The following is a 24,223-nucleotide window of genomic DNA, read 5'->3' on the forward strand; positions in this document are numbered from 1 at the left end:
CTAGCCTTTCACTGCCCCGACGGTAATGCCCTGCAGGAAGTACTTCTGTAATGCGAAAAATAGGATGATCATTGGCAAAGCTCCGACGGTCGCACCCGCCATAATGGCGCCATAATCCGTCGACTCGGCGAACTTGAAGCTGGCCAGACCGACCTGGATCGTTCTCATGCTGCTGCTTCTCGTGACGAGGAGAGGCCAGAAGAATTCATTCCACTGGGCGACGAACGTGAAGATGGCAAGCACCGCCAGCCCGGGCTTGGCGATCGGCAGAATGATCTTGTAGAAAATGCCGAACTCGCTGCATGCGTCGATCCGCGCCGCGTGAATGAGCGAGGTCGGAAGCGAGGACATGTACTGCTTCATCAGGAAGATGTTGCCGACCGTGACGAGGGACGGCAGGATGATCGCCGTATACGTGTCTCCCAAGCTGAAGATGTTGATGATGAGGACATACAGCGGAATAAGCGTTACCTGGGACGGAATCATCATCGTGCTGAGCAGAATCCAGAAGACCGATTTGTTCCCCGGAAACTTCAGCTTGGCGAACGCATAGCCGGCTAGAGAGGCCAGGAACACGTTCGTCACCGTCAGCACCCCGGAGACGAACAGGGAGTTGAACAGCCAGCGGAATGCGTTGGTTTTGTTGAAGAACCGCTCATACGGCGCGATGGACCACGAATCCGGAATGAATCTGGGATTGAACGAGGCCGATGCGGCCGAATCCTGGAACGATCCGATGATCATCCAGTAGAGCGGGATGATGGTAATGAGTGCCCAGATCAGCAGGACAAACGTCGCGACGCCGACCAAGACCACTTTGGATTTTTGCTGCATGGTGTCTGTCCCTCCCTAGTACTCGACATCCGACGAGAAGAATTTGAATTGAACTACCGATACGATAATGATGAAGGCCGCCAGGACGAATGATTGCGCGGAGGCCAGACCGAAGTCGTAGAAAACGAACGCCGACTCGTAAATGAGATAGGCGATTGTAGTCGTAGCAAAGTTGGGACCGCCCTGGGTCATCATATAGACGCTGATGAACACCTGGAACGAGGTGATGACGCCGGTAACGAGAAGGTAGAGCGTCGTCGGCTTGAGCAGCGGCCATGTAATCTTGGTGAACTGCGTCCAGCCGCTCGCGTGGTCAATATCCGCCGCTTCGTAGAGAGACTTCGGAATGCCGCCCATCGCGGCCAGGTAGAGAATGATCCCGCTGCCGTGAGAGCCCAAGTAGCTCATCAGGATGAGCGAGAAGAGCGCGGTCTTGGACTGGCCGAGCCAGATGACCGGATCGATGCCGAACCAGCCGAGGAAGGTGTTCAAGAGGCCCGACGACGTCGGGTCGAACATGGCCAGCCAGACGAGCGAGATTGTGACGCCGGACGCGACGCTTGGCAGATACAGCGTCGCCTTGAAGAACGTCTGCCACCGCGATTTCATCTGGAAGATGAAGAAGGCCAGAATAAACGTAATGATAATGTTGATCGGCACGGTCGCTAGGGTGAAGATCACCGTGTTCTTGATCGATTTCCAGAAGATGTCGTCCTGGAACATATAGGTGTAGTTGTCGAAGCCGATCCACTTGGACTTCATGATGTTGTACTTCTGGAAGCTCATGATGAAGGCCGAGATGACAGGATAGAGCGTGAAGACCAAGAACAGCAGAACCGGGGCGAGTATGAACAGGTAGGCCCATCCGTAGTCTCGCAAGAAGCGGCGGTAAGCCGGTGGAGTCGGTTTCGGTTTAGCGGTCGCCAGCTGCATGACGATCCTCCTTTCAGGTGCATTGCTTGCTTATGCGGGTGCGGGTCAGAGGAAAAAAGAAAAATGGGAAGCGGGTGCTGCTCCCATTTTTTCTTTCGTGCCCTGACGGATCCGCGGGGTGGAACCGAAGGCGGTCCGCCTCCGGCTCTCCTCCTGCGGTTCTGCGCTTGGATTACCTTAAGATTTGAGCGCCTTTCGTCTTGAACTCCTCGGCAACCTGCTCGGCTGTTTTCTCGCCGGCGAGGAGCGCCTGGAAGTTCGGCTTCTCGACTTGGTCCTTGAACTGCTTCAGCTGAGCCGCTTTGTCGGTGCTGATCATCAGGTCGATCGGCTGGGAAGCATATTTGGCCATCGTTTCGGAAGCGGTCTTGTTGATCGGATTCGCGAGGCCTTTGCCTTCAAACGCTTTGGCCTGCGACTTGCGGACGAACGGCAGGCACAGCTCGTTGGAGGAGTTGCCGGCTTTCGCACCGCTCAGGAATTCCATCAGCAGGAACGCATTTTTGCGGTGCTGCTCGCCCTTGTCGTTCTTCTGGTTGAACATGACGTAGCCCTGCGCGCCCATGTAAGTGACCGGCTTGGCGTCGTCCTTGTGCGGTACCGGCAGCAGAACGAAGTCGATCTTCTCGCCCTTGATCTTGCCGGCGTCGATGTCCTTCGCGCGGTTCTGGAACATAACGTCGTAGTAAGGAATCGCTTTGGAGATGATGGCGGCTTTGCCGTCATAGAACATGTCCGTCCGCTTCTGAGCGGTCAGAGCGGCGGATTCCTTCGGCATAACGCCGGTTTTTACCAGGTTCTCGATGAACTTGAGGGAATCCAGGATGCGGGCGTCGTTCCAGATAAACTTGCCGTCCTTATCAACGACTTCCGGCAGGTTGTTGTTGCGGGTAACCAGATCCATGAAGTCGAGGCTCTGTCCGTCGGTCACGAGGCCGTACTGCTGGGAGCCGTCCGGAAGCTTCTTGGTCAGCTTCTTAGCCGCTTCGTTGAACTCAGTCCAGGTCCAGCCGTTCGCCTGGATCTTCTTCCAGTCGATGCCCGCTTCCTCGAGAATCCGCTTGTTGCCGCCCCAAGCCCATTGGAACTGATAGAGAGGCAGGCTGTACTGCTTGCCGCCGATCTTGCCGCCGTCAAGCGCACCGGCTACATAGTCGTCCTTGATTTCCTGCGTCATGTACGGATCGAGCGCTACGGCGAGACCGGTGTTGACGTAGTTGCCGCTCGCGCCGCCGAAGTACAGATCCGGCGGGTCTCCCGCGTTCAGCGCGACGTCGAACTTCTTGGGGCCTTCCGCCCAGGAGAGCATCTCGTAGTCGACCTTGATATTCGGGTGGAGCTTGTTGAATTCCTCGAGGAGAGGCTTCAGCTCTTCCTCATACTTGCCGTGCACGGGATAGGTCCACAGCTTGACCGTATCCGGCTTCGCGGCGTCCGCAGAGGATGCCGGCGAAGCGGAAGAACCAGACGAATTGTCGGTTTTGCCGCCGCAGGCAGCGGTTACAAGAAGCATGCTGGAAGCAAGCACTAACATCGATTTTTTAGCCATTTTCATACCACATTAACCCCCTAAACTATTCTTCCGAGTCTTAATTGGGAAGCGACTACATGTTGGTTTCAAGCTGATGAATCGCCTGCCGGCTCTTATCCAGGTATTGCACCGAGGATTCGTAATTCCGGCTCGCGACCGCCAAGTACAGAATATCGATCACGTTGAGCTGAGTAATCCGGGACGACATCGCGCCGCTGCGGATTTCGTTCTCCGTCGACGAGATCGCCAGCGGAATGTCCGAATACTGTGCCAGCTTGCTCGCTCCGTACTTGGTGATGCTCATCGTGACGGCTCCGTTCTCCTTCGCCGCCTTGAGCGAAGCGATGACTTGTCTCGTCTCTCCCGAGTAGGAGATGCCGATCGCCAGATCGTCCGGAGTGAGCGTCACGGCGGACGTGAGCTGCACGTGAGGATCGGCGAAGGTGAAGCTCGGCTTGTTGATGCGCAGAAACTTCTGCTGGGCATCCTGGGCGATCAGGTTGGATGCACCCAAACCGTAAAAAAAGATTCGCTTGGCGCCGTAGATGGCGTCCACCGCCCGGACGACCGCGTCGGGGTCCAGAATCTTGACCGTATCCCGGATGGACTGGATGTTGTTGTTGGATACGTGTTCAATAATGGTTCCGATCGAATCGTGAGGACGGATTTCCTGGTATCCGGAGCTAACCTTGTCTTTGCGCTGCTCCTGGACATCCCCCGCTACTCTAAGCTTCAAATCCTGAAAGCCCTTGACGCCCATCGACTTACACAGCCGGACGATGGCAGCCTGGCTGCTGCTGCATTCCTCCGCCAGCTGGGCGCCGGACAGCTGGATCATCCTCTCGGGATAGACGAGGATATAGTCCGCCACCTTCCTTTCCGAGGGATTTAACTGATCCAGTACTTCCCTTAATCTGACGAGTCCCCCGTTCACACCTTTCTACCCCCAACTTTTACGCTGGACTATGCTTCAGCGGATGTTTGTTGCATGAAAGCCATGCAATCGCTTCCATCCGCCCTTATTATATCTCGTGTGAAATAAAGTTTCAATAAATATTTTTCTCCGTAAAATTTTGTTTTACAAGGATAGACCCTTCCCTTATACTTTGTGGTAATCAATCCCTTGCGGGCACTGCTCCCGCGAGGCCTTACGCGATGCTGGATTCCTGTATTCTATCACGACGAAAAGAGGTGCGGCATGCCGGTATATATTGGAATAGACGGCGGCGGAACAAAAACGGAAGCGGTTGCACTCGGGGATCGGGAGGAGCGTCTCTGCTCGTTGACGGGGCCGTCGACCAACCCGCGTGCGCTCGGGTTTCCGGTCGCGCTTCGTCAGCTGGCGGAGCTGCTCGACGATACGCTCGCCCGTCCCGAGCTCGGAGGCGCTCCGTGCGGAGGCCTCTGTCTCGGACTGGCCGGGGTCGGGCTGCCGGAGGAGCGGCAGCAGGTGCTAACGATGCTGGAGCAATTCCAGCAGGAGCGCGGTCTCTCCTTCCCCGTCTGGATTACGAACGACGCCGAGATCGGCCTCATGGGCGCGCTCGGCAAGGAGGCCGGGATGATCGCCGTCTCGGGGACCGGCTCGATCCTGTACGGGCTGACCCCGGAGGGACAGAGCTGCCGCGTCGGAGGCTGGGGCCATCTACTCGGGGACGAAGGCAGCGGATACGCGATCGGCCTCGCCTCGATCAAGGCCGTGATGCGCAGCTACGACGGCGTGCTGCCGCCCACCCGCTTGACGGGGCTCATCTGTGAGGCGTACGGCTTCGAAGACATCACCGGACTGAAGGACTACATCTATAAGGAAGACATCAAGAAGAAGGACATCGCGGCGTTCGCCCGCCTGTGCATCGAAGCGGCGGAGGCCGGCGACGAGACCGCCAGCCAGATTCTTGAGACGGCGGCGCTCGAGCTGGCCGATCAGGCCATCACGCTCGTCAACAAGAATCTCTGGTTCGTGACGGCCGACCTGGTGATGACCGGATCGATTTTCGGGCACGCCGTGCCGTTCCGCGAGACCTTCATGCGGATCGTGGGCGGAGCGTTCCCCCATCTGCAGCTGCATCTGTCGCAGCAGTCGCCCGCCTATGGCGCCGCTCTGCTCGCCAGCCGGCGCGCGGCACGCAGCTGAGCGGGAGAGGCGGGCGGGCTGCGTTTCGCTTGCCGCACGCCCCGCCCTCCCCTCCCTCGGCCGCCCCTTCCCGACAAAAAGCCCAGCCTGCCGCGTTCGGCAAGCTGGGCTTTTTTGTCGTTACGGGGAAACGGGCGGCAGCCTTCGCAGCCACGGGGAGCCTACGGAAGAAAACGCTGGCTCTGCGCCGAGTGCTGTTACTATCGCTTGGCCGGCCAACGCCCGGCCTCTCTCCACGAGGCGATGGCGCGGCCGAGCCGCTCCACCGCCTCCTGCAGCCTGTCCTCCGGCTGGACGAGCGCGATGCGCACATAACCTTCGCCCTTCGTTCCGAACGCGTCGCCCGGAATGACAGCGACACCGGCCGCCTCCAGAATTTCCCGGGAAATTTGTCGAGATGTCCAGCCGTCCGGAATAGGCGCCCACAGGAACATTGTCGCCTTCGGTGTCGGAACGTCCCACCCTGCCTCACGCAATCCGTTCACGAGCAGATCTCTGCGCGCTTCATAGAGAGCCGAGACGTTATGATCGCTCTTGCGGTCCTCCTCCATCGCTGCGATGGCCGCCTGCTGGACCGCCTCGAACACGCCGTAGTCGATATTCGACTTCAACGTCCGCAAGGCACGGATCGCGTCGCGGTTTCCGACGGCGAGCGCGATCCGGCAGCCGGCCATGTTGAAGCTTTTCGACATGGAATGGAATTCGACGGCGACCTCCTTCGCCCCATCCACCTGCAGCACGCTCGGCGGCCGAAAGCCGTCGAACGCCATCTCGCTGTAAGCGGCGTCGTGGACGAGAAGCACGCCGTTGTCGCGCGCGAAGCGGACGAGCCGCTCGAACGTGTCGAGTCCGGCTGTCGCCGCAAGCGGATTGCTTGGATAGTTGCAGAGCAGGAAGGCCGCACGGCGCGCCACATCGGCGGGGATGCCATCCAGGTCGGGCAGAAAACCGTTCTCCGCGGTGAGCGGCAGCAGATAGGGCGTCACCCCGGCGAGCTCAAGCCCCGCCTGATAGATCGGGTAGCCCGGATCGGGCACGATCGCGACGTCGCCCGGATCGGTGACCGCCATCGCCAGATGGGCGAGCCCGTCCTGGGACCCCATCAAGGCGAGCACCTCACTCTCCGGGTCCAGCATCACGCCGAACCGGTGCGCATACCAGTCCGCCACGGCGCGGCGAAAAGCCGGGGAGCCCTCCGACGACGGATATCCATAGACACCCGGATCCCGAACGGCACGCGAGAGCGCCTCCCGCACCGCCTCGGACGGCGGCTGGTCCGGACTGCCGATGCCGAGGTCGATGACGTCCCATCCGGAGCGGGCCGCCTCGGCCTTCCATTCCGCCACCTCCGCAAAAATAGCCGAGCCCATCTTCTCCAGCCGGGCCGACGGTTTCCAATTCTTCATTGTCGTTCGACTCCTTTGCCCCGCCGATCAGACCGACAGGCGAACGCCATGGGCGTTCGCCTGTTGATGCGAGCGGCTTTCTTTTACCTCGTTGATCATTAAGGAAGCAAGTCAATAATCGGGTTTATCCTTTAGGTGGCAGCGTTTCGGTCAGCCGATTCAGCAGGAGCAGCATCCAGACCAGGAATGCCGCGAGGCCGGCATAAACGGCGCCGAAGGCAAGACGGCTGCGAAACGGAACGTCATAATACGCGTCATTCTCATACGGTTCATACTCGACCGTGCAGCGAAGCACGAGGAACCGGCCGTATTCCCGGCTGCGGTAATCCACGTGGGACAGCCGTGCCCGGCGGATCAATCCCTGCCGGGGCAGAGTCAGCCTTCCCCTCAGCCCCATCTTCTCCCAGATGACGATGACTCTCTGCTTGCCGTCCAGCTCGGAGAAGGTGCTGAAGTCCAGCGGCTGCCGATGCTGCAGGCCAGGCAGCTCCACCCCTTCGGCCTCCAGCTGCTTAATCGGAATTTCGTAGGACGCGCTTGTCGTGAACAGCTTGCCCTTGCCCCGCCGGATGCGCAGTTTGCGGTACAGCTCGTAGGCGAACAGCGCCCAGAGCAAGAGCAGCAAGAACGACCGCGTATAGAGAATGAGCCCGAGTCCCGCCAGCAGGCCGAGCCCCCACAGCCAGCGGCTGACCGCAATGACAATCCGGCCGCCGTCCAGCGGGCGGATCGGGAGCAGGTTGAACAGATTGAGCAGACACCCGATATAGGCCATCGCGATGAACAGCGGGCTCTTCCACTGCAAGCCGATCCACCAGGCGGCCGCCGCTCCCGCGGAGCCCACCAGCGGCCCGCCCATGGCGATATACGCCTCGGTGGCGGCGTCCCGCGGATGCCGCCTCATGTTAATGATCGCCCCGAGGAACGGAATAAACACAGGAGCGGTCGTCGGAAGCCCCTTGACCCGCGCGGCCCAGGCATGGCCGAGCTCGTGGATGAGCAGCAGGAGGACAAGGCCGACGGCCACCTCCAGGGGGGCGATCAGCGTATAGGTCCACACCGAGAAGGCCATCGTCACCACCGCGCCGCCCAGCGTTCCGACCTTGAACAGGGGGAGGAGCGCCTTCAGCTTCGCCAGAACGAAAGCGGTCGCGGCGCCGGCCATCCACCAAGGGCTCTTTCTGCTGCCAGACTGGTTCGGCGTCATGCAAGTCCTCCCCTCCCGAGCGAATGCGCTAGGACCAGACCCGGTCGTATTCCTCTTCCTTGTAACCTACCGTCACTCGCGTGCCGTCGGTCACGACGGGCCGCTTGAGGAGCCGGCCGTTCGAGGCCAGCAGCGCGAACTGCTCGTCCTCGCTCATCTCCGGCAGCTTGTCTTTGAGCTTCAGCTCCTTGTACACTTCGCCCGACGTATTGAAAAACTTGCGGAGCGTAAGGCCGCTCCGCGCGACCAGCTCGCGCAGCACCGCCTCGGACGGAGCCTCCTCGAACACATTATGATAAGCCAGCTCGTGGCCTTTGCTTTCCAGCCATTTTTGCGCGCTGCGGCAGGTGCCGCATTTGGGATAGCCGTAAAAGGTCAGCTTCATGTTGTCTTCGTTCCCTTCTGTATCCTGGTGTTCGCGTCCATCCATTCTACTGGGAATGCCCCTCTATTTCAAGGAGAACGGCTTCCAGATCGGGCGGAAGCGGCGCGGTAAACGTCATCCGTTCGCCCGTGCCCGGATGCACGAGTCCCAGCCGGTGGGCGTGCAGAGCGTGCCGGTCCAGCGGCAAGCCGGCGAGCGGAGTCGCCCCCTTCCTCGGCTTGTACAGCTTGTCCCCGATCAGCGGATGGCCGATCGCCTGCATGTGGACGCGGATCTGGTGCGTCCGCCCGGTCTCCAGGCGTACGGCGAGCAGCGCCGCGACGCCGAATCTCCGCTCGACGCGGTAATGGGTGACCGCCGGATAGCCGGAAGGCGTCACGATGCGCAGATGCGGCTGTTCGGGATCCCGGTCGATCGGCTCGTCGATCGTGCCCGCGTCCTGGGCGGGATTGCCGTAGACGATCGCCAGGTAGTCTTTGTCCACCGTTCCGGCTTTCATCTGCTCGGAAATATGCTGATGGACATACGGGTTCTTGGCGATGGCGAGCACCCCGGACGTCTCCTGGTCGAGGCGGTGGACAGGACGGAACCGTACCTTCTCCCCCCGCTCCAGCCAGTGGTGCACGACGCCGTTGGCCAGCGTGTGGACGTAATGGCCGTGGGTCGGATGCACGACCATCCCGGCGGGCTTGTCGACGATGAGCAGCTGCTCGTCCTCATAGAGAATGGACAGCTCCATCGGCTCGGGCAGAATGTCGTCGGACTGCTCCTCCTCCATCCGGACCTCCACCAGGTCGCCGGCGGCCACCTTGATGTCGATATACCGGCGGATTCCGTTCACGGTAATGCCCTGCTCCGTCAGCTTGAGCCGGGACAGCAGCTTGCGCGAGATGCCCATCCGGGAACGCAGTACCGTGCGCAGGTAGATTCCTTCGTCTTCCGGAGGCACCCGATAAGTCAGCGGCGGATAGTACGTCATTTGCGCCGGTTGCGGAACACTTCCGCACTGCGGGCATAGGAGACGTCCGGCTGGCCGAGCCGGTGATTCGCAAGCCGGGCGACGGTGAAGAAGAAGTCCGACAGCCGGTTCAAATAGCGCCGCACCTCCGGGTTCGTCTCCTCCGTCTTGGCAAGCGTCACGACCCGCCGTTCGGCCCGGCGGCAGACCGTCCGGCAGACGTGCAGCAGCGCAGAGCCTTCCTCCCCTCCCGGCAAAATGAACCGGGTAATGTCCGGCGTCTCGGCATCGTACTTGTCGATCCACTCCTCGAGCCGCTTCGTCATCTCTTCCGTCACCTGGTACGGCCGGTCCGCCTTCGGCAGCAGCGCCAGATCGTGCCCGCAGTCGAACAGCTCGTGCTGCACCTCGAGCAGATCCCCCAGCAGATCGGCGAACGATTCCCGATGCTTCGTCAGCACCGCCATCGCCTGGCCGACGAAGCTGTTCAGTTCGTCTACCGTGCCGTACGCCTCGACGCGCATGTCATCCTTGTCGACGCGTCCTCCAATGACACCCGTCTGTCCGGCGTCTCCCGTTCTCGTATAAATGTTCATCGGGTTCCCTCCCGTCTTGTAGTCGAATCCGGCATCCGTGCGGTCTCCCGCTGGTGCACGGGTGCCAGCCCCATCATCTCATAGATGCGGCCCACGTCCAAATGCTCGCGCACATGCAGGGCGAGCCGGTCGAAAGCCGCCTCCCGGCCCTCGCGGAAGCGGAGCGTTCCCTCAGCCGCCTGCCAGCCCTTGGCCGTCCGCAGCCGGTTGAGCCAGCAGCGCCGGAACGCGTCGTTGTGCAGAACGCCGTGCAGGTAGGTCCCCCACAGCCGGCCGTCCTCTCCCAGCACGCCCTCCGGATAAAAATCGTCGCTCCATTCTCCATCCTTGCGCCGTCTCAGCAGAAACGGATGCTCGACCGGAGACAGGAACCGGGTGACGCCCATATGGATCTCATAGCCCTCGATCGGAAACGCCTGCTCGGCACCCCAGCAGTCGGCGAAGCCGACCGCCGGCTCTGTCCGCTTGTCCAGCGTAAACACCGTTTCCGTCGGAAAAAGCCCCAGTCCGTCGATTCGCTCTACGTTCGATTCGACGAAATGAGTGTCGAGAAGACGCTGCCCCATCATCTGGTAGCCGCCGCACAGCCCGACGACCGAGCCGCCCCCGCGGGCGTAGGCGACGATCCAGTCCGCAAGGCCCGACTCCTTCAGCAGCTTCAGGTCGTCCACCGTGTTCTTGCTGCCCGGCAGAATGACCGCGTCGGGCATCCCGATCTCCTCGAGCTGCGAGACAAAGCGCACCTGCACATCATCCTCCTCAAGCAGCGGATCGATGTCCGTCACGTTGGACAGGCGGGCGAACCGGATGACGGCGATATCGAGCGCCTCGGCGCTTCGAGGCGCCCGCTGCTTCAGCTTGCCGTCGAGCGAGGCGGAATCCTCATCCTCGAGCCCGATCCGGGGCAGGAACGGGATGACGCCGAGCACGGGCTTGCCCGTTTTTTGCTCCAGCCACTCGAGACCGGGGGTGAGCAGAGAGACGTCGCCCCGAAATTTGTTGATGACGAAGCCGCAGACGCGCTCCCTCTCCTCCGGCGTCAAAATTTCCATCGTGCCGACGAGGGAAGCGAACACGCCGCCGCGGTCGATATCGCCCACGAGCAATACGGGCGCGTCCGCCCAGCTAGCCGCCCGCATATTGACGATATCGCGGTCCTTGAGGTTGACCTCGGCGGGACTGCCGGCCCCCTCCATCACCACGATGTCACAGCGGGCGCGCAGGCGGGCAAGCGCTTCTTTGACGATTCCTTCCGCCTGGGGCAGATACGTCTCCCGGTAGCTCCTCGCGTCGTAATCGCGCAGCGGCCTCCCGTGCACGACGACCTGGGACGTCATCTCCCCCTTGGGCTTGAGCAGAATCGGATTCATATCGGTCGTTGCCGGAATGCGGCAGGCGTCCGCCTGCACGCCCTGGGCGCGGCCGATCTCCCGTCCGTCGGGCGTCACATACGAATTGTTGGACATGTTCTGCGATTTGAACGGCGCGACGCGCCAGCCGTCCTGCACGAAGATGCGGCAGAGCGCCGCCGTCAGCACGCTTTTGCCCACGTCGGAGGCCGTTCCCTGCAGCATGATCGTCCGTCCGCGTGCGACGGGTCGTTTGGGTTCCATGAGCGTCTCCTTCTGCGGGCGCCATGAAGCGCCGCCTGTTCTATGTATGTAAGCACTGTGGGCCGGAAGCACCGCAGACCGCCGTCCGGCTATTCACCCTGCGGGTGCCCAGGTCCGTCCGGCTGGCCCAGCACCTGCCGAAGCCCCGCGAGCAGTGCCTCGTTCTCCCTTCTTAACCGGATCGCCAGACGGCAAAACGAGTCGTCCAGCCCCGGAAAGCGGGAGGCGTCGCGGATCAGCAGGCCGAGGCGGCCGAGCTGTGCCTGGAGGCTGCGGGCGTTGTGCCCGAGAGCCGCCGGCAGCCGGACGAGCAGATAGTTCGTCGCGCTCGGAAACGGCTCGAGCCCGAGCTTCCGCAGTTCCCCCGCGAACCAGTCCCGCTCCACAGGAAGCCACTCGACAAGCTGCTTCCGATACGCAGGGTCGTCCAGCACGGCTGTGCCGATCCGCTGCGCCAGCGAATTGACGGACCAAGGTACTTGGAGCGTCCTCATTGCGGCGATCGTCTCCGGGTGCGCCACGGCATAGCCGAGGCGGATGCCGGGGATCGCATACAGCTTGGTCACGGAGCGCAGCACGATAAGCGACGGCGTTTGGGCCGCCCGGCGGAGGAACGACAGCGACTCCTCTTCCGCCGTAAAGTCGAGGAACGCCTCATCCAGGATGACGCGGCAGCCGGCCTCAAGCAGCGTCTCGACGTACGCCGGATCGAGCAGACGGCCGGTCGGGTTGTTCGGATGGCCGAGGAAAACCACTTCGCTGCCGCTGGCGGCCTCCAGATGATGCGGCTCGAGGCGAAACTCCGCCTCTGCCCGGAGCTGCAGGCCTACGAGCCGGGAGCCGGCCTTGTTCGCCGCTTCCTCGTATTCTGAGAACGACGGAAGCGCGAGCGCCGTCGTCCGGGGCTGCCAGACCCGGACCGCCAGATCGATGAGCTCGGCGGCGCCGTTGCCCGCGAGGATGGCGTCCATCGGCACGCCGTGCACGTCGGCCAGCTTGCGCCGCAGCTCCCGGCAGGCCGGGTCCGGGTAGCGCATGATCTCTTCGGCATACGCCGGAAGCAGCTCCCGCACGGCCGGAGGAGGCCCGAACGGGTTCATGTTCGAGCTGAAGTCGAGCATTCGTTCGCGCGGAAGCCCATAGGTTTCTTCTGCGGTCAGCAGATCACCGCCGTGTCCATATTGTTCAAGCATTAAGTTGTCTCTCCTTTTGCAGGCTGCCGCCCGTTATTGCCGCCCTTCAGGGCGTGGAGCGCTGAGCGCCGCAGCCGCGTACCTGCCCAAGCTTCCGGTCAGACGCCGGTCTGCAACACGAGAGCGGCCAGCAGCGTTAGCTCCAGCAGCTCGTTGACCGCGCCGTACGTATCGCCCGTCAGCCCGCCGAGCCGGCCTGCGATCCGGCGGTTGAGCAGCCAGCCGGCCGCGGCGGTCAGCCCGGCCAGGACGCAGACGGCGGCCGCTGCCCGGGCTGCGCCGAAGCCGCCCGCGAGCAGCAGCGCGAAGGTGAGCGCCGCCGCGGCCGCTCCGCTCGCCGCCGCCGACCGCAGCGTGACGCCGCGGAACAGGCCGCCCATGCCGCCCCCTTCCGCGCGGGCGTAGGGCCAGCCGGCGATAGACGCGACCATCCACCAGCGGCTCCAGACCGGCACGCACGCCAGCGGCAGAGCGGCGCCCGCCCAACCGCGGTCGAGCAGGGAGACGAGCAGCGAAGCTTTGGCCAAGAGCACAAGTACGCCCGCGATGACGCCCATGGCGCCGACGCGGCTGTCTTTCATAATCTCGAGCATCCGCTCGCGGGAGCGATGGCTGAGCAGACCGTCCGCCGTATCCATCAATCCGTCCAGATGGAGCGCTCCCGTCAGCCCCACCCAAAGTGCGAGGACGAACACGCCGGACGGAAAGGGCGGGAGCCCCCAGCCTGCCAGTGCCCCTCCACCCGCAAGGAAGAGGCCGATGACCGCGCCGACGAGCGGGTAGAACACGACGCTGCGCCGGAACACCTCTTCCGTATACGTCAGGCGGATCCGTACCGGCAGCCGGGACAGGAACTGGAAGGCGGCAACGAGTCCCGCCAGCCAGCCGCTCAGCGGATCGCGAGTAGGATGAGCCATCCGAGAATCCCCCCCATGAGCAGATGGCTCACCCGCACCAGCAGGCGGACCGTCTGCACAATATGACCGCGCTGAAGCTCCTCGAGCGGCCATCCCATCCGGGCCCGCTCGCTGACGCGGCCGCCGTAGACGTTGCGCCCGCCGAGCTCGATGCCGAGCGCCCCCGCGACCGCCGCCTCCGGGAAGCCGCTGTTCGGGCTCGGATGCAGCCGGGCGAACCGGCGGACGGAGGCCAGGGCGCGCTTCGCCGAGGCGGGCGGGGTCAGCAGGGCGGCGAGCGGCAGGAGCAGGCCCGTGAGCCGCGCGGGCACCCAGTTCAGCACATCGTCGAGCCGGGCGGATGCCCAGCCGAAGTAGAGATAGCGGTCGTTCCGGTAACCGACCATCGAATCGAGCGTATTCACCGCCCGGTACGCCATCGCAAGCGGGGCGCCGCCGAGCAGCGCGAACACGAGCGGCGAGACGACGGCATCCACCGTGTTCTCGGCGACCGTCTCGACCGTCGCCCGCGTCAGCTCGCGCTCCTCCAGCCGGGCGGTCTCCCGGCCGACGATGTAGCCCGTATAGCGGCGCGCCTCAGCCAGGTCGCCGCTTGCAAGCGGGCGGTAGACTTGCATGGCGGCATCCTTCAGCCCCTTGATCGCGATCGTGGCTGCGATGAGCCATGTGTTCACCGCATAGCCGAGACAAGGGTGAAGCCAGCGCGCCGCCCAGACGAGGAGGAAGGCGCATGCCGCCGAAGCCGTCACCGTGACGGTGGCGAGCAGCGCCCCTTTCCAGCGCAGCTGACCCGGCGAGGGCACGCCCGTGCCCGCAGCGCCGCTTCGCGCGGCATCCCGCTGCGCTGCCTGTCCCGCGGCTGACTCCCCGGCCGCTGCCTGAGTCCTTTTGGCTGCGGCCGCTTCTTGCCGCTGGGCTGCGTTGGCCCTTTGTACCTCCCCGGCTGTGTCCGCTCCTGCCTTCTCGCGCGGCTCCTTTTGCCCGGTTGCCGCAAGTCCGGCTTCTGGCTCCGCGTTATCCGCCGCCTCTCCGGCAAGGAGAGCTCCCCCTTGGGCAGCCTGCTCCCCCCGGCGCAGCAGCGCCTCTAGCCGCTTGATGAGCCGCCCCATCAAAATGACCGGATGCGTCGGCCACGGCGGGTCGCCGATGAGCCGGTCGAGCACGATGGCCGCAAGCGCCATCCATAGCGTTTCTTCCCATGTGAATAACAGCAATCCGCACGTCCCACCTTATGTATCCAACTTCCTCTTCCCGTGTCCGGGTTCTGTGGCAGCCTCCGCAAGCCGCCGCTCCGTTCGGCCCTTGTCCCGACGGGACGAACGGCTATCTACTCCCGCCCCCGGCGTCCCGGCTACAGGCGAAACTCGAGCCGCTTCAGGTCGACGGCGATGCCGGACGTCACCAGGATAACCTGGTCGCTCACCGCCGCGATTCGCTGGTTGAGCCGTCCTGCCCAATCGCGGTACCGTCTGCCGAGCGGGTAGGCCGGCACAATGCCGCTGCCGACCTCGTTGGTGACGAGCAGCAGTGTGCCGCCGAAGCCTTCGACGCTCGCCACGAGCTCGTCGATCGCCCGGCTCAGCTCCGCCTCCTGCTCCGCCGGGGACAGCGCCTCTGCGCGGAGCAGCCGGTTGCTGAGCCACAGCGTCAAGCAGTCGACGAGCCAGGCTGGCTCCTCGTCCGCCGGCGCTCCGGCCCGCTGCCTCTTCAGCCGCCGCTCCTCCGCCTCCCGGAGTAGTAGGGCCAGCTCGACCGGCTCCTCCCGCGTCGTCCAGCCGAAGCCGGACGCCTCGCGCTGCCGCTTGTGCAGCTCGACACGCTCGCGCATCTCCTCGTCGTACACCTCCGAGGTCGCCACGTAGCAGCCGGTCCGCGCCAGCTTGGCCGCGTACCGCTCGGCGAATCCGCTCTTGCCGCTGCGAGCGCCTCCGGTCACCAATACGATCATCCGCTTCTCCTCCTTCTACTGCCCCGATACGCCGGCGCTCTCGAATGTCGCCATCTCGCGCATGACCGCGACCGCCGCCTCCATGATCGGGAAGCACAGCACGGCGCCGGTTCCTTCCCCCAGCCTCATCTGGGCGTGGAGCAGCGGGGACAGATGGAGCGTCTCGAGCAGCAGACGGTGGCCCTGCTCGCCCGACAAATGGGAGGCAAGAAGGTAAGCCGCCGCCCCCGGGCACAGCTTGACCGCCACGAGCGCGGCCGCCGAGGAGATGAACCCGTCGATGACGACCGGGCAGCGATGCGCGGCTGCTCCTAGGATGACGCCGACCAGCCCGGCGATCTCGAGTCCGCCGAGCTTGGCCAGCACGTCCAGCGGGTCGTCCGCGTCCGGCCGGTTCGTCTCGATCGCGCGCCGGATGATCTCCTGCTTGTGCAGCCAGCGGGCGTCGTCGATCCCCGTGCCGCGGCCGACCGATTGGCCGAGGCCGATGCCGCCGAGCACCGTCAGCAGCGCGGCACTCGGCGTCGTGTTGCCGATGCCCATCTCGCCCGTCGCGAACAGCCGGACGCCTCTCTCCGCGAGGTCCGCCACCACTTCACAGCCGGCGAGTACGGCACGTTCGGCCTCCTCCCGCGTCATGGCCGGCCCCCGGGCGATGTTCCCGGTGCCCCTGCGGATTTTTCGCGAGACGAGCCGCGGATCGTCCAGCTCGGCGTCGACTCCGATGTCGACGCAGACGACCTCCGCTCCAGCCTGCCGCGCGAGCACATTGACCGCCGCGCCTCCGTTCAGGATGTTGCGCACCATCTGCGGCGTCACCTCGGCCGGAAAGGCGCTGACGCCTTCCTCGCAGACGCCGTGGTCGCCCGCCATGACGATCACGGCCTTGCGCTCGAAGGGTGGCTCCTCTCCCAGCAGGACGTCCATACCCGCGATTCCGGCCAGCTGGCGGCCGATCTCCTCCAGCCTCCCCAGGCTACCGGGCGGCTTGGTCAGGCTGTCCAGCCGGCGGCCGGCGGCCTCCATCTCCTTCTCCGAGAGGGGGAGGATACGATCCAGCATTTGCTGCAGCGTCTTCATTCGATGTCTCTCTCCTTTATGGAACGAAACAAGAGGCCGGCGCCCGCCGGATAGGACCGGGCGGCGCTGCCTCTTGCTTCTCTTCGTGTGATGGCCCGCGCGGGCCGCCTGCCGGGCAGTGCCGGCTCCGCCGGCGGCTCGCCCTTTTCGTTTATGTTCCGATTGTACTCCCTGCGCCTCCCCGGGGCAATGCCGGCTGCAGCAGAATTTGCGGCACGCCGGTCGCCGGGTGGGGAATGACAAGCGGCTCCGTGCCGTATACTTCGGCGATCCGCTGCGGCGTCAGCACCTCCTGCGGCGTGCCCTCGGCGACGAGCCGCCCTTCCTTCATCACCAGCAGCCGGTCGCAATACTGCGCGGCCAGGTTCAGGTCGTGCAGCACCGCCAGCACGGTCAGCCCTTCCTCGTCGCGCCACGCGCGCACGTAATCCATCATCTGCACCTGGTAGCCGATATCGAGGAACGTCGTCGGCTCGTCGAGCATGAGCAGCGCCGGCTGCTGGGCCATCGTCTTGGCCAGCGCGACCCGCTGGCGCTCTCCGCCGCTCAAGAGGCCGAGCGGCACGTCCGCGAGCGGCGCCAGGTCGAGCTTCTCCATGATGCGCCCAACGACCGCTTCCCCTTCCGGGTCGTGGCCGAGCCACGACTGGTACGGAAACCGGCCCATCTCGACGATGTCCCGGACCGGGAATCCGACGGACGGGATCGTCTCCTGCTGCAGGACGGCCACGGCCCGGGCAAGCTCCCGGCGCGTCCAGGATGCAAGCGGACGGCCGCCGAGGCGGATCGTTCCCGCATCCGGCGCCTCGAAGCCCGACAGGAGACGGAGCAGCGTCGACTTCCCGCTGCCGTTCGGCCCGAGAATGCCGACGAACTCACCCTCCCGGGCCGCCAGGGAGACGCCCTGCAGGACCGTGCGGCCGCGATACGCTTTGACCAGATTGTGTGCTTCGATCATCTCATTCCCCCCGCCCGCTTCTTCTGTTTGGCCAGCAGGTACGCAAAGAAAGGAGCCCCGATCAGCGCTGTCACGACGCCGAGCGGAAGTTCCTTCGGACTCAGCGCCATGCGGGCGATCGTGTCCGCCGCGAGCACGTAGACCGAGCCCGTCAAAAGCGACAGCGGCAGGATGAGCCGGTAATCCGGCCCGACGACCAGCCGGACCAGATGGGGCACGACGAGGCCGACGAACCCGATGACCCCCGTCACGGAGACGGCGGCCGCCGTCAGCAGCGTCGACACCGTCAGGACAATCAGCTTGGTCCGCTCGACGTGAATGCCGAGGTGCGCCGCTTGGCGCTCGCCCAGCGCGAGCAGGTTCATGGGCCGCCCGTAGCCGAGCAGAATCGCCGCTCCGGCAACCAGATAGGGGAGCAGCACCTGGGTAAACCCCCACCCTCTCATCGACAGGCTGCCCATCATCCAGAAGACGATCTCGTTGACGACGCTGTTCGACAGCGACACCATGAAGGAGACCATCGCGCCGAGGAAGGCCTGCACGACGATGCCCGCCAGAAGCAGCGTCTCGAGCCCCGCCTTGCCCTGCGTGCTGGCGAGCCGGAAGACGAAGGCAAGGGTCAGCATCCCGGTCGTAAAAGCGACGAGCGGCACCGTCCATGCGCCAAGCGCCGTCTGCAGACCGAACAGGATGAGAAAGGCGGCTCCAACGGATGCTCCGGACGCGACGCCAAGCGTATACGGATCGGCCAGCGGGTTGCGGAGCACCGCCTGGAATCCGGCCCCGGCGAGAGCAAGCGCAGCCCCCACCACCATGGCCAGAACGACGCGGGACATCCGCACCGTCAGCACGATCGCCTCCTCAGCCGGCGTCCAGTCCGGTGTAATCCATCCGCCGAGCCCCGGGACGGCATGAAGGACAATCCGCCAGACTTCTCCGGCGGGAACCCGAGCGGAGCCGTACGAGAGGCTCACGGTTGCGGTCAGCAGCAGAAGCGCCGTAACCGCGGCTCCCGAGAGGAGAAGCCTTCGTCTCATTGCTTCACCCGGTCAGGGTGAATCGCCTTGGCCATCTCCAGCAGCGCTTCGGTCATGCGGGGGCCGACGCGGCTTGTCAGGTTATCGTCGATCGGATAGGTCCGCCCCGCCTTCATTGCATCGATCTGATCAAAGCCCGGACGCTTCTTGAGCTCGGCGAGAATGTCGCCCATCCCGTTGTTATTGCCTTTGCCGTACAGGATGACTTCCGGATTGGCCTGGATGATCGCCTCCGGATCGACCTTGTACCAGCCCGGCTTGCCGGCCGCAACATTGACGCCGCCCGCGAGCGCGAGCAGCTCGTTCAAGTATTCGCCGTCGCCCACCGTCCAGCCCGGGGAAAACTCCATGTAGACCTTCTTCTTCGGCGCATCCTTAACAGCGTCCATCACCTTTTGGCGGTCCGCCTTCATCTTATCCGTTACCTTCTTCGCTTGCTCCTGCGTGTTCAAGACGAGGCCGAACGTCTCGATCTTCTCTATCGTCTGGTCGAGCGTCTTCGTATTGGAGGCATAGACTTTGATCTTCAGCTCCCGCAGCTGTTCGACGACTTTGTGCTGTAGACCGTCATGCGCGATAACGAGGTCCGGCTTCGTGGCGAGCAGCGCCTCAATGTTCGTGTTCATGTCCCCGACGCTCGGCTTGCTCTTCGCTTCTTCCGGATAATCGCTCCACTTGTCGACGCCGACGACCTTGCTTCCCGCCCCGACCGCGAACACCGTCTCGGTCTCGCTCGGCGCGATCGTCACAATGCGCTCCGGCGCCTTGTCGAAGACGAGCTCCGTGCCGGTCGCGTCCTTGACCGTGATCGGATACGCCGTCTGCTTGACAGCGGTGCCGCTGTCGCTTGGCGCCTTGGCCGGCGTCGAGAGTCCGCTAGCCGGATCGGCGGAGGGGGACGGCGTCTGTTGCCCCCCTCCGCACGCTGCGAGCGAAAGCGCCAGCGCCCCGGCCAGCAGCAGTCCTCCTGTCCGGCCTATCGCTTGTCTGAATCTGTTCTTCTTCATCATGTCCGTCTCTCCTGTCCCTGGTTGGTCTGCCCGAGCTCACGACATCGCAGCGAAGACACAGCGGTCTTGCCATAAAGAAAAACCCTCTATCCTTGGATAGAGGGTGCAGCAAACCGAGGGCGCATATCTGCATAATCCCGATCAGCCGGATCCTTTTCCGCGAAGGATGTCGTCAGCTTCTCCGTACAGGCAGGTCTCCTGACTGAGGGAGCGGGACCGGCGCCGTCCGTTCTCGAACGGCGGGCGTTCCTTGTTCCCCATCACAGTGGCGCGACCGTGCCGGATTTGCACCGGCTTCCCTTTTCACCCGGCCGCCGAGCGGCTGCGGGCACCTGTACAGGTCGTAGGCGTTTCATTCATTGATTCATTCATTGCGAATAGCGAGAAAGGATCGCTATGCCCAAATTATAAAGGAACCCCGTCCAGGTGACAAGGGTTCCTTCGCTCGCGCCGTCCCTACGGGAGGCTACATATTCACGATTGCCTGGAGCACCTTCTTGGCCTGCTCCATATTTTTGGCGCGCGGGTGAATGAACGCGTAAACCTCTTCGCCCTTGTACCCGACCTGCTGCAGCCACGCCTTCTGGGCGAGCGGGATGCCGTAGAGATGCTTCTCCAGCTTCCCCTTATCGTCCACCGGCGCCTCCAGCACGCCCCCCGGATAGTCCTCGGGGTTGAACAAATCGTCCAGCGCGACCATACCGCCCTGCTGGCCGAAGCCCTTGAACTGCCGCTCCGGAATGATCAGCACGCCGTGCTCGCCGGCCGCTACCTCCACGAGCAGGATCTGGTCGTCATAAATTGGCTTCGAATTGACCTGGACCGTCGGACTGTCGCCGAGCTTCTCCTTCAGCGACGCCTCAAGCTTCTCCGCCTGCTCCGGCAGCATCCCCTTCGGAGGCATCAAAAACACCGACACATCCGCTTTGGGTCCGCCTCCGCAGCCCGCGGCCAGCATAAGCACGAGCACCGCCGCACACGCTGTCCATCCCCATTTCCATAGCTTAGCCCGCAACGTTCTCCCCCCACAGCTTGTCTCCTGTTTTCCATGATAGCACAGAGCCGGGAGCTTCGTCCAAGCCGAAGACACGCCCCGCTTGTACATAAAAAAGACCCGCGCAATAGGCGCAGGTCGTGCAATCCGAATCATGCGGCCCGGGACCGTCCCGCCGCGTTTACCGGTTTTTGGTCCGGTTGATATATTCGTTGATCTTCTCGTCCAGCAGGCGGCTGATCTCGATGACAGCCGAGGATAATAGGGAGCCGTGCTCAAGATAGAGCTGTTCCATCTTCATCCGCAATTCCCGGATTTCTTCCTCAAGGCGATCTTCATGCGAGGGAGAAAGCTTGGACAGCCAATTCCTGTTATTCTCCCGCAACAGCAAATAGCCATTGGCAGACGGACGACGGTAAGCAAACATGACAGATTCCCCCCATAAGATGCCTAACTAGCAGCTCTTCTTCTTAATTTAGCATACTTTGGTAGAAAAGGGAATTCGCCTAGCCGCCGTTCCCTCCGTCAGCCCGCCTGCAGCTTGCGGACGAACTTGTCGATTCGGTCGAGCGCTTCGTTCAGCTGGCTGACCGACGTCGCGTACGAGCACCGGATGAAGCCTTCTCCGCCGAGTCCGAATACGTCGCCCGGAACGGCGGCGACTCGCGCCTCGCTCAGCAGGCGCTGGGCGAATTCTTCCGACGACAGCCCGGTCGAGGCGATCGACGGGAACGCGTAGAACGCCCCCTCCGGCTCGTGGCAGTCCAGGCCGATGTCCCGGAAGCCGTGCACGACGAGTCGTCTCCGCTGGTTATAGGATTCTACCATTTTGTCCTTCTCGTCCATTCCGTTGCGCAGCGCTTCGAGAGCCGCAACCTGGCCCATAACCGGGGCGCACATGACCGTGTACTGATGGATCTTCAGCATCGCCGCGATCAGATCGGGATGGCCGCATGCGTACCCGAGCCGCCAGCCAGTCATGGCGAACGCCTTGGAGAAGCCGCTGACGAGAATGGTGCGATCCTTCATGCCTGGCATGGACGCGAAGCTGACGTGCTTCTGGTTGTAGGTCAGCTCGGCGTAAATCTCGTCGGAAATGACGATCAGGTCATGCTCCTCGACGAGCTTCGCGATCGGCAGCCAGTCCTCATACGACATGATGCCGCCCGTCGGGTTGCTCGGGTAACAGAGGATGAGTACCTTGGACTTCGGCGTGATCTTCGCCCGAAGCGATTCTGCCGTCAGCTTAAAGTTGTCCTTGGCGAACGTCTCGATGCCGACCGGTATGCCCCCGCCGATGGCGGTAATCGGCGAGTAGGAGATGTAGCAGGGCTCCGGAATGAGCACCTCGTCGCCCGGCACGATCAGCGCGCGGAGCGCCAGATCGATCGCCTCGCTGCCCCCGATGGTAACGAGAATCTCCTTGTCCGGATGGTAGTCGAGATGGAACGAATGGTTCAAATACTTGGAAATCTCTTCGCGCAGCTCCAGCATCCCCGCATTCGGCGTATAGCGCGTATTGCCGCGCTCGAGCGAATAGACGCACGCCTCCCGCACATGCCACGGCGTCACAAAATCGGGCTCGCCTACGCCGAGCGAGATGATGTCCTTGCTGGCGCTGACCAAATCAAAAAACCGCCGAATCCCCGAAGGCGGGATGTCCCGCACGAGCGGCGCCAGATAATCCTGCATCGTCTTTTCTCTAAGCATCGGTTACCCTTCCTTCACGGCGAGATCAAGAGGCGGTTGTCTTCTTCGTGGTCTTCGAAGATGATGCCGTCCTGCTTGTACTTTTTGAGGATGAAATGCGTCTTCGTCGACAGCACGCGGTCGATCGAGGACAGCTTGTTGGACACGAACAGCGCAACGTCCTTAAGGCTCTTCCCTTCGATCTCTACCAGCAGATCGTAGGCGCCCGACATCAGATAGACGGACTTCACTTCCGGATATAGATAAATGCGCTCCGCAATCGCGTCGAAGCCGTGCACCCGCTCAGGGGTTATCGACACTTCGATCAGCGCCGTCACTTTGTCTTCTTCCACCTTGCTCCAATTGACAACTGTGGCGTACTTCACGATGATATGATCCGCTTCGAGTTCCGCGATGGCGGCTTCCACCGTCTCCTTTGCTTCCCCGAGCATAGTCGCGATCAAGTCCGCGCCTCTTCTCGCATCTTCTTTCAGTAAGTCGAGTATCTTCAGCTTCAGCTCACTCATCTGTCAACCTCCTGCGGCATGATAGTTCCACTATACAACGAATGCTTCCGTCCTGCAAAAGAGATTTACATAAAAAAGAAGCCCGGCACCGCCGGACTTCGCACTTCTGTTCAATCGAATGGAGCATGCTCGCTCCCTCTCTCGGCCCGCATGAGGGCGGCATCCTTCCCCAAAAAGGGAATCTAGTTACGTATCGCGATGGCGGAGTCCTGCTTCTTGTCAGCTGATCAGCTCGTGCGCGGCGCCTGCGGAGGCGTCCGCGGGCTGCAGCACTTCAATCAGCTTGCGCATATGCGACGGGATGCCGCGGAGCTCGTAGCCCGGGGAGATGATGCATGTGAAGTCGCCCGCACCCGGCTCTCCGACGCCGAAGCCTACCAGCGTGCCGCCGTCGTAGGCGGTAATGCAGCGCGCCTCGGCGGGCAAGCGCCACCCGTCCAACCCGCTGTCCGCTCCGCCGTTCCCGGCCTCCCGCAGCAGCTGCTCCAACTCTGTCCAATCCGGCATACCGGCCTGCAATGCGATCTTCAAAGCAAGAACACCTCTTCTCCCGTTGTTTGTATTTATAATTATACAGTAGTATGTATTTTTATTCAATAGGCGATAAAAAAAGTTCCGGCGGCTACACGGCTGCAGCCAACCGGTACATCAGATAGAGCGCGACGCCCCAAATCATCAGGGCCGAAGCTTTGTTGACCACCTTCATCAGCCCGCCCGTCTTGTCCAGGCTACCGAGCAGCCTGCCGGCGAGCGCGAGTCCGATAAACCAGAGCCAGGACACCGCTATGCACGTGAATGCAAATGCCCATTTCTCGGCCCCCGCATAGCTCAGCGAGCTCGTTCCGATCACCCCAACCGTGTCCAGAATCGCGTGGGGATTGAGCAGCGACACCGAAGCGGCGAACGCAGCCTGCTTACGGGCCGATACCTCCACCGCTTCTCCATCCCGCCCGGCCGGCTTGCTCCGCCAGACGGACCAGCCCATATAGAGCAGGAATAGGATGCCGACCGCGAACAGGCCGGTCTGCAGCCAAGCCGCTGACAGAATGAGAACCGAGACGCCCAGCACCGCGGCCGAGATAAGCAGCGTGTCGCACAGCGCAGCGGTCAGGACGGCTGGCAGCGCCCGGGCGAACCGGGCATGCGCCGCCCCTTGGCTGAAGATAAATACATTTTGCGCTCCCAGGGGCAGGATTAGCCCGATGGCGAGCAAAAAGCCATGCAGAATCGATGCGATCATTTGCAGTGTTCGTTCCGTTCTAAGTTAGAGTCG

At 62.9% G+C, this 24,223-nt stretch carries 25 protein-coding genes and 1 riboswitch; of the genes, 1 reads left to right on the top strand and 24 read right to left on the bottom strand.

Going from position 1 to position 24,223, the window contains the following annotated elements; all coding sequences use genetic code 11:
* From KJS47_RS09930 to KJS47_RS09945, 4 genes are all read right to left on the bottom strand, one after another.
* A complete protein-coding gene (locus tag KJS47_RS09930; protein WP_213524725.1) occupies positions 1-834 on the bottom strand; it encodes a carbohydrate ABC transporter permease in 834 nt (277 codons plus the stop codon).
* Between the two features lie 15 nt (positions 835-849).
* A complete protein-coding gene (locus KJS47_RS09935) occupies positions 850-1,767 on the bottom strand; it encodes a carbohydrate ABC transporter permease (RefSeq protein WP_213524726.1) in 918 nt (305 codons plus the stop codon).
* A 172-nt stretch (positions 1,768-1,939) separates the two neighbouring features.
* Positions 1,940-3,322, bottom strand: a complete 1,383-nt coding sequence (locus KJS47_RS09940) for an ABC transporter substrate-binding protein (RefSeq protein ID WP_249716220.1) — start codon at positions 3,320-3,322, stop codon at positions 1,940-1,942.
* Between the two features lie 49 nt (positions 3,323-3,371).
* Positions 3,372-4,232 (bottom strand): MurR/RpiR family transcriptional regulator, encoded by an 861-nt coding sequence (locus KJS47_RS09945; protein WP_213524727.1) that lies wholly within the window; start codon positions 4,230-4,232, stop codon positions 3,372-3,374.
* Positions 4,233-4,496: 264 nt separating this feature from the next.
* Between KJS47_RS09945 and KJS47_RS09950 the strand changes: the two genes are divergently transcribed.
* The gene (locus KJS47_RS09950; RefSeq protein WP_213524728.1) at positions 4,497-5,432 is read left to right on the top strand and encodes a BadF/BadG/BcrA/BcrD ATPase family protein; all 936 of its coding nucleotides are present in this window, start codon (positions 4,497-4,499) and stop codon (positions 5,430-5,432) included.
* A gap of 200 nt (positions 5,433-5,632) precedes the next feature.
* Here the strand turns inward: KJS47_RS09950 and KJS47_RS09955 are convergent, their stop codons facing one another.
* The 20 genes from KJS47_RS09955 to KJS47_RS10050 all read right to left on the bottom strand — a co-directional run bounded on the left by KJS47_RS09955 (position 5,633) and on the right by KJS47_RS10050 (position 24,190).
* Complete coding sequence (locus KJS47_RS09955) at positions 5,633-6,838, bottom strand: aminotransferase class I/II-fold pyridoxal phosphate-dependent enzyme (RefSeq protein WP_213524729.1); 1,206 nt, start codon at positions 6,836-6,838, stop codon at positions 5,633-5,635.
* A 124-nt stretch (positions 6,839-6,962) separates the two neighbouring features.
* A complete protein-coding gene (locus KJS47_RS09960) occupies positions 6,963-8,045 on the bottom strand; it encodes a site-2 protease family protein (protein ID WP_213524730.1) in 1,083 nt (360 codons plus the stop codon).
* Between the two features lie 28 nt (positions 8,046-8,073).
* A complete protein-coding gene (locus tag KJS47_RS09965) occupies positions 8,074-8,475 on the bottom strand; it encodes an arsenate reductase family protein (protein ID WP_249716222.1) in 402 nt (133 codons plus the stop codon).
* Between the two features lies 1 nt (position 8,476).
* Entirely contained in the window at positions 8,477-9,409 is a 933-nt protein-coding gene (locus tag KJS47_RS09970) for an RluA family pseudouridine synthase (protein ID WP_213524731.1), read from the bottom strand.
* Positions 9,406-9,984, bottom strand: a complete 579-nt coding sequence (locus tag KJS47_RS09975) for a cob(I)yrinic acid a,c-diamide adenosyltransferase (protein WP_213524732.1) — start codon at positions 9,982-9,984, stop codon at positions 9,406-9,408. The genes KJS47_RS09970 and KJS47_RS09975 overlap by 4 nt, the downstream gene beginning before the upstream one ends.
* Positions 9,981-11,597, bottom strand: coding sequence for a cobyric acid synthase (locus KJS47_RS09980; protein WP_213524733.1), 1,617 nt, complete (start codon positions 11,595-11,597; stop codon positions 9,981-9,983). Before KJS47_RS09980 ends, KJS47_RS09975 begins: the two co-directional genes overlap by 4 nt.
* Before the next feature lie 89 nt (positions 11,598-11,686).
* Entirely contained in the window at positions 11,687-12,790 is a 1,104-nt protein-coding gene (cobD, locus tag KJS47_RS09985; RefSeq protein WP_213524734.1) for a threonine-phosphate decarboxylase CobD, read from the bottom strand.
* A 98-nt stretch (positions 12,791-12,888) separates the two neighbouring features.
* A complete protein-coding gene (cobS, locus tag KJS47_RS09990) occupies positions 12,889-13,707 on the bottom strand; it encodes an adenosylcobinamide-GDP ribazoletransferase (RefSeq protein ID WP_213524735.1) in 819 nt (272 codons plus the stop codon).
* Positions 13,680-14,921, bottom strand: coding sequence for an adenosylcobinamide-phosphate synthase CbiB (gene cbiB / locus KJS47_RS09995; RefSeq protein ID WP_249716224.1), 1,242 nt, complete (start codon positions 14,919-14,921; stop codon positions 13,680-13,682). The genes cobS and cbiB overlap by 28 nt, the downstream gene beginning before the upstream one ends.
* A gap of 137 nt (positions 14,922-15,058) precedes the next feature.
* Positions 15,059-15,655 (bottom strand): bifunctional adenosylcobinamide kinase/adenosylcobinamide-phosphate guanylyltransferase, encoded by a 597-nt coding sequence (gene cobU, locus KJS47_RS10000; RefSeq protein ID WP_213524736.1) that lies wholly within the window; start codon positions 15,653-15,655, stop codon positions 15,059-15,061.
* Positions 15,656-15,670: 15 nt separating this feature from the next.
* Positions 15,671-16,735 (bottom strand): nicotinate-nucleotide--dimethylbenzimidazole phosphoribosyltransferase, encoded by a 1,065-nt coding sequence (gene cobT / locus KJS47_RS10005; protein WP_213524737.1) that lies wholly within the window; start codon positions 16,733-16,735, stop codon positions 15,671-15,673.
* Positions 16,736-16,886: 151 nt separating this feature from the next.
* The gene (locus KJS47_RS10010; RefSeq protein ID WP_213524738.1) at positions 16,887-17,693 is read right to left on the bottom strand and encodes a heme ABC transporter ATP-binding protein; all 807 of its coding nucleotides are present in this window, start codon (positions 17,691-17,693) and stop codon (positions 16,887-16,889) included.
* Positions 17,690-18,730 carry a FecCD family ABC transporter permease gene (locus KJS47_RS10015; RefSeq protein ID WP_213524739.1) on the bottom strand — a complete coding sequence of 347 codons (1,041 nt, stop codon included), beginning with the start codon at positions 18,728-18,730 and terminating at the stop codon, positions 17,690-17,692. The genes KJS47_RS10010 and KJS47_RS10015 overlap by 4 nt, the downstream gene beginning before the upstream one ends.
* A complete protein-coding gene (locus tag KJS47_RS10020; protein WP_249716226.1) occupies positions 18,727-19,740 on the bottom strand; it encodes an ABC transporter substrate-binding protein in 1,014 nt (337 codons plus the stop codon). The genes KJS47_RS10015 and KJS47_RS10020 overlap by 4 nt, the downstream gene beginning before the upstream one ends.
* A gap of 171 nt (positions 19,741-19,911) precedes the next feature.
* Positions 19,912-20,091: riboswitch (cobalamin riboswitch) on the bottom strand.
* Between the two features lie 115 nt (positions 20,092-20,206).
* Positions 20,207-20,755, bottom strand: coding sequence for a hypothetical protein (locus tag KJS47_RS10025; protein WP_249716227.1), 549 nt, complete (start codon positions 20,753-20,755; stop codon positions 20,207-20,209).
* Positions 20,756-20,915: 160 nt separating this feature from the next.
* Positions 20,916-21,161, bottom strand: coding sequence for an aspartyl-phosphate phosphatase Spo0E family protein (locus KJS47_RS10030; protein ID WP_213524740.1), 246 nt, complete (start codon positions 21,159-21,161; stop codon positions 20,916-20,918).
* A 98-nt stretch (positions 21,162-21,259) separates the two neighbouring features.
* Positions 21,260-22,444 (bottom strand): aminotransferase class I/II-fold pyridoxal phosphate-dependent enzyme, encoded by a 1,185-nt coding sequence (locus KJS47_RS10035; RefSeq protein ID WP_213524741.1) that lies wholly within the window; start codon positions 22,442-22,444, stop codon positions 21,260-21,262.
* 14 nt (positions 22,445-22,458) lie between these two features.
* On the bottom strand, positions 22,459-22,950 hold the full coding sequence (locus KJS47_RS10040) for an Lrp/AsnC family transcriptional regulator (protein WP_213524742.1): 492 nt from the start codon (positions 22,948-22,950) through the stop codon (positions 22,459-22,461).
* Between the two features lie 219 nt (positions 22,951-23,169).
* On the bottom strand, positions 23,170-23,481 hold the full coding sequence (locus KJS47_RS10045) for a hypothetical protein (protein WP_213524743.1): 312 nt from the start codon (positions 23,479-23,481) through the stop codon (positions 23,170-23,172).
* A gap of 91 nt (positions 23,482-23,572) precedes the next feature.
* On the bottom strand, positions 23,573-24,190 hold the full coding sequence (locus tag KJS47_RS10050; RefSeq protein WP_213524744.1) for a LysE/ArgO family amino acid transporter: 618 nt from the start codon (positions 24,188-24,190) through the stop codon (positions 23,573-23,575).
* Between the last annotated feature and the right edge of the window lie 33 nt (positions 24,191-24,223).

It is taken from the genome of Paenibacillus sp. J31TS4 (assembly GCF_018403265.1).
GTDB lineage: Bacteria > Bacillota > Bacilli > Paenibacillales > NBRC-103111 > J31TS4.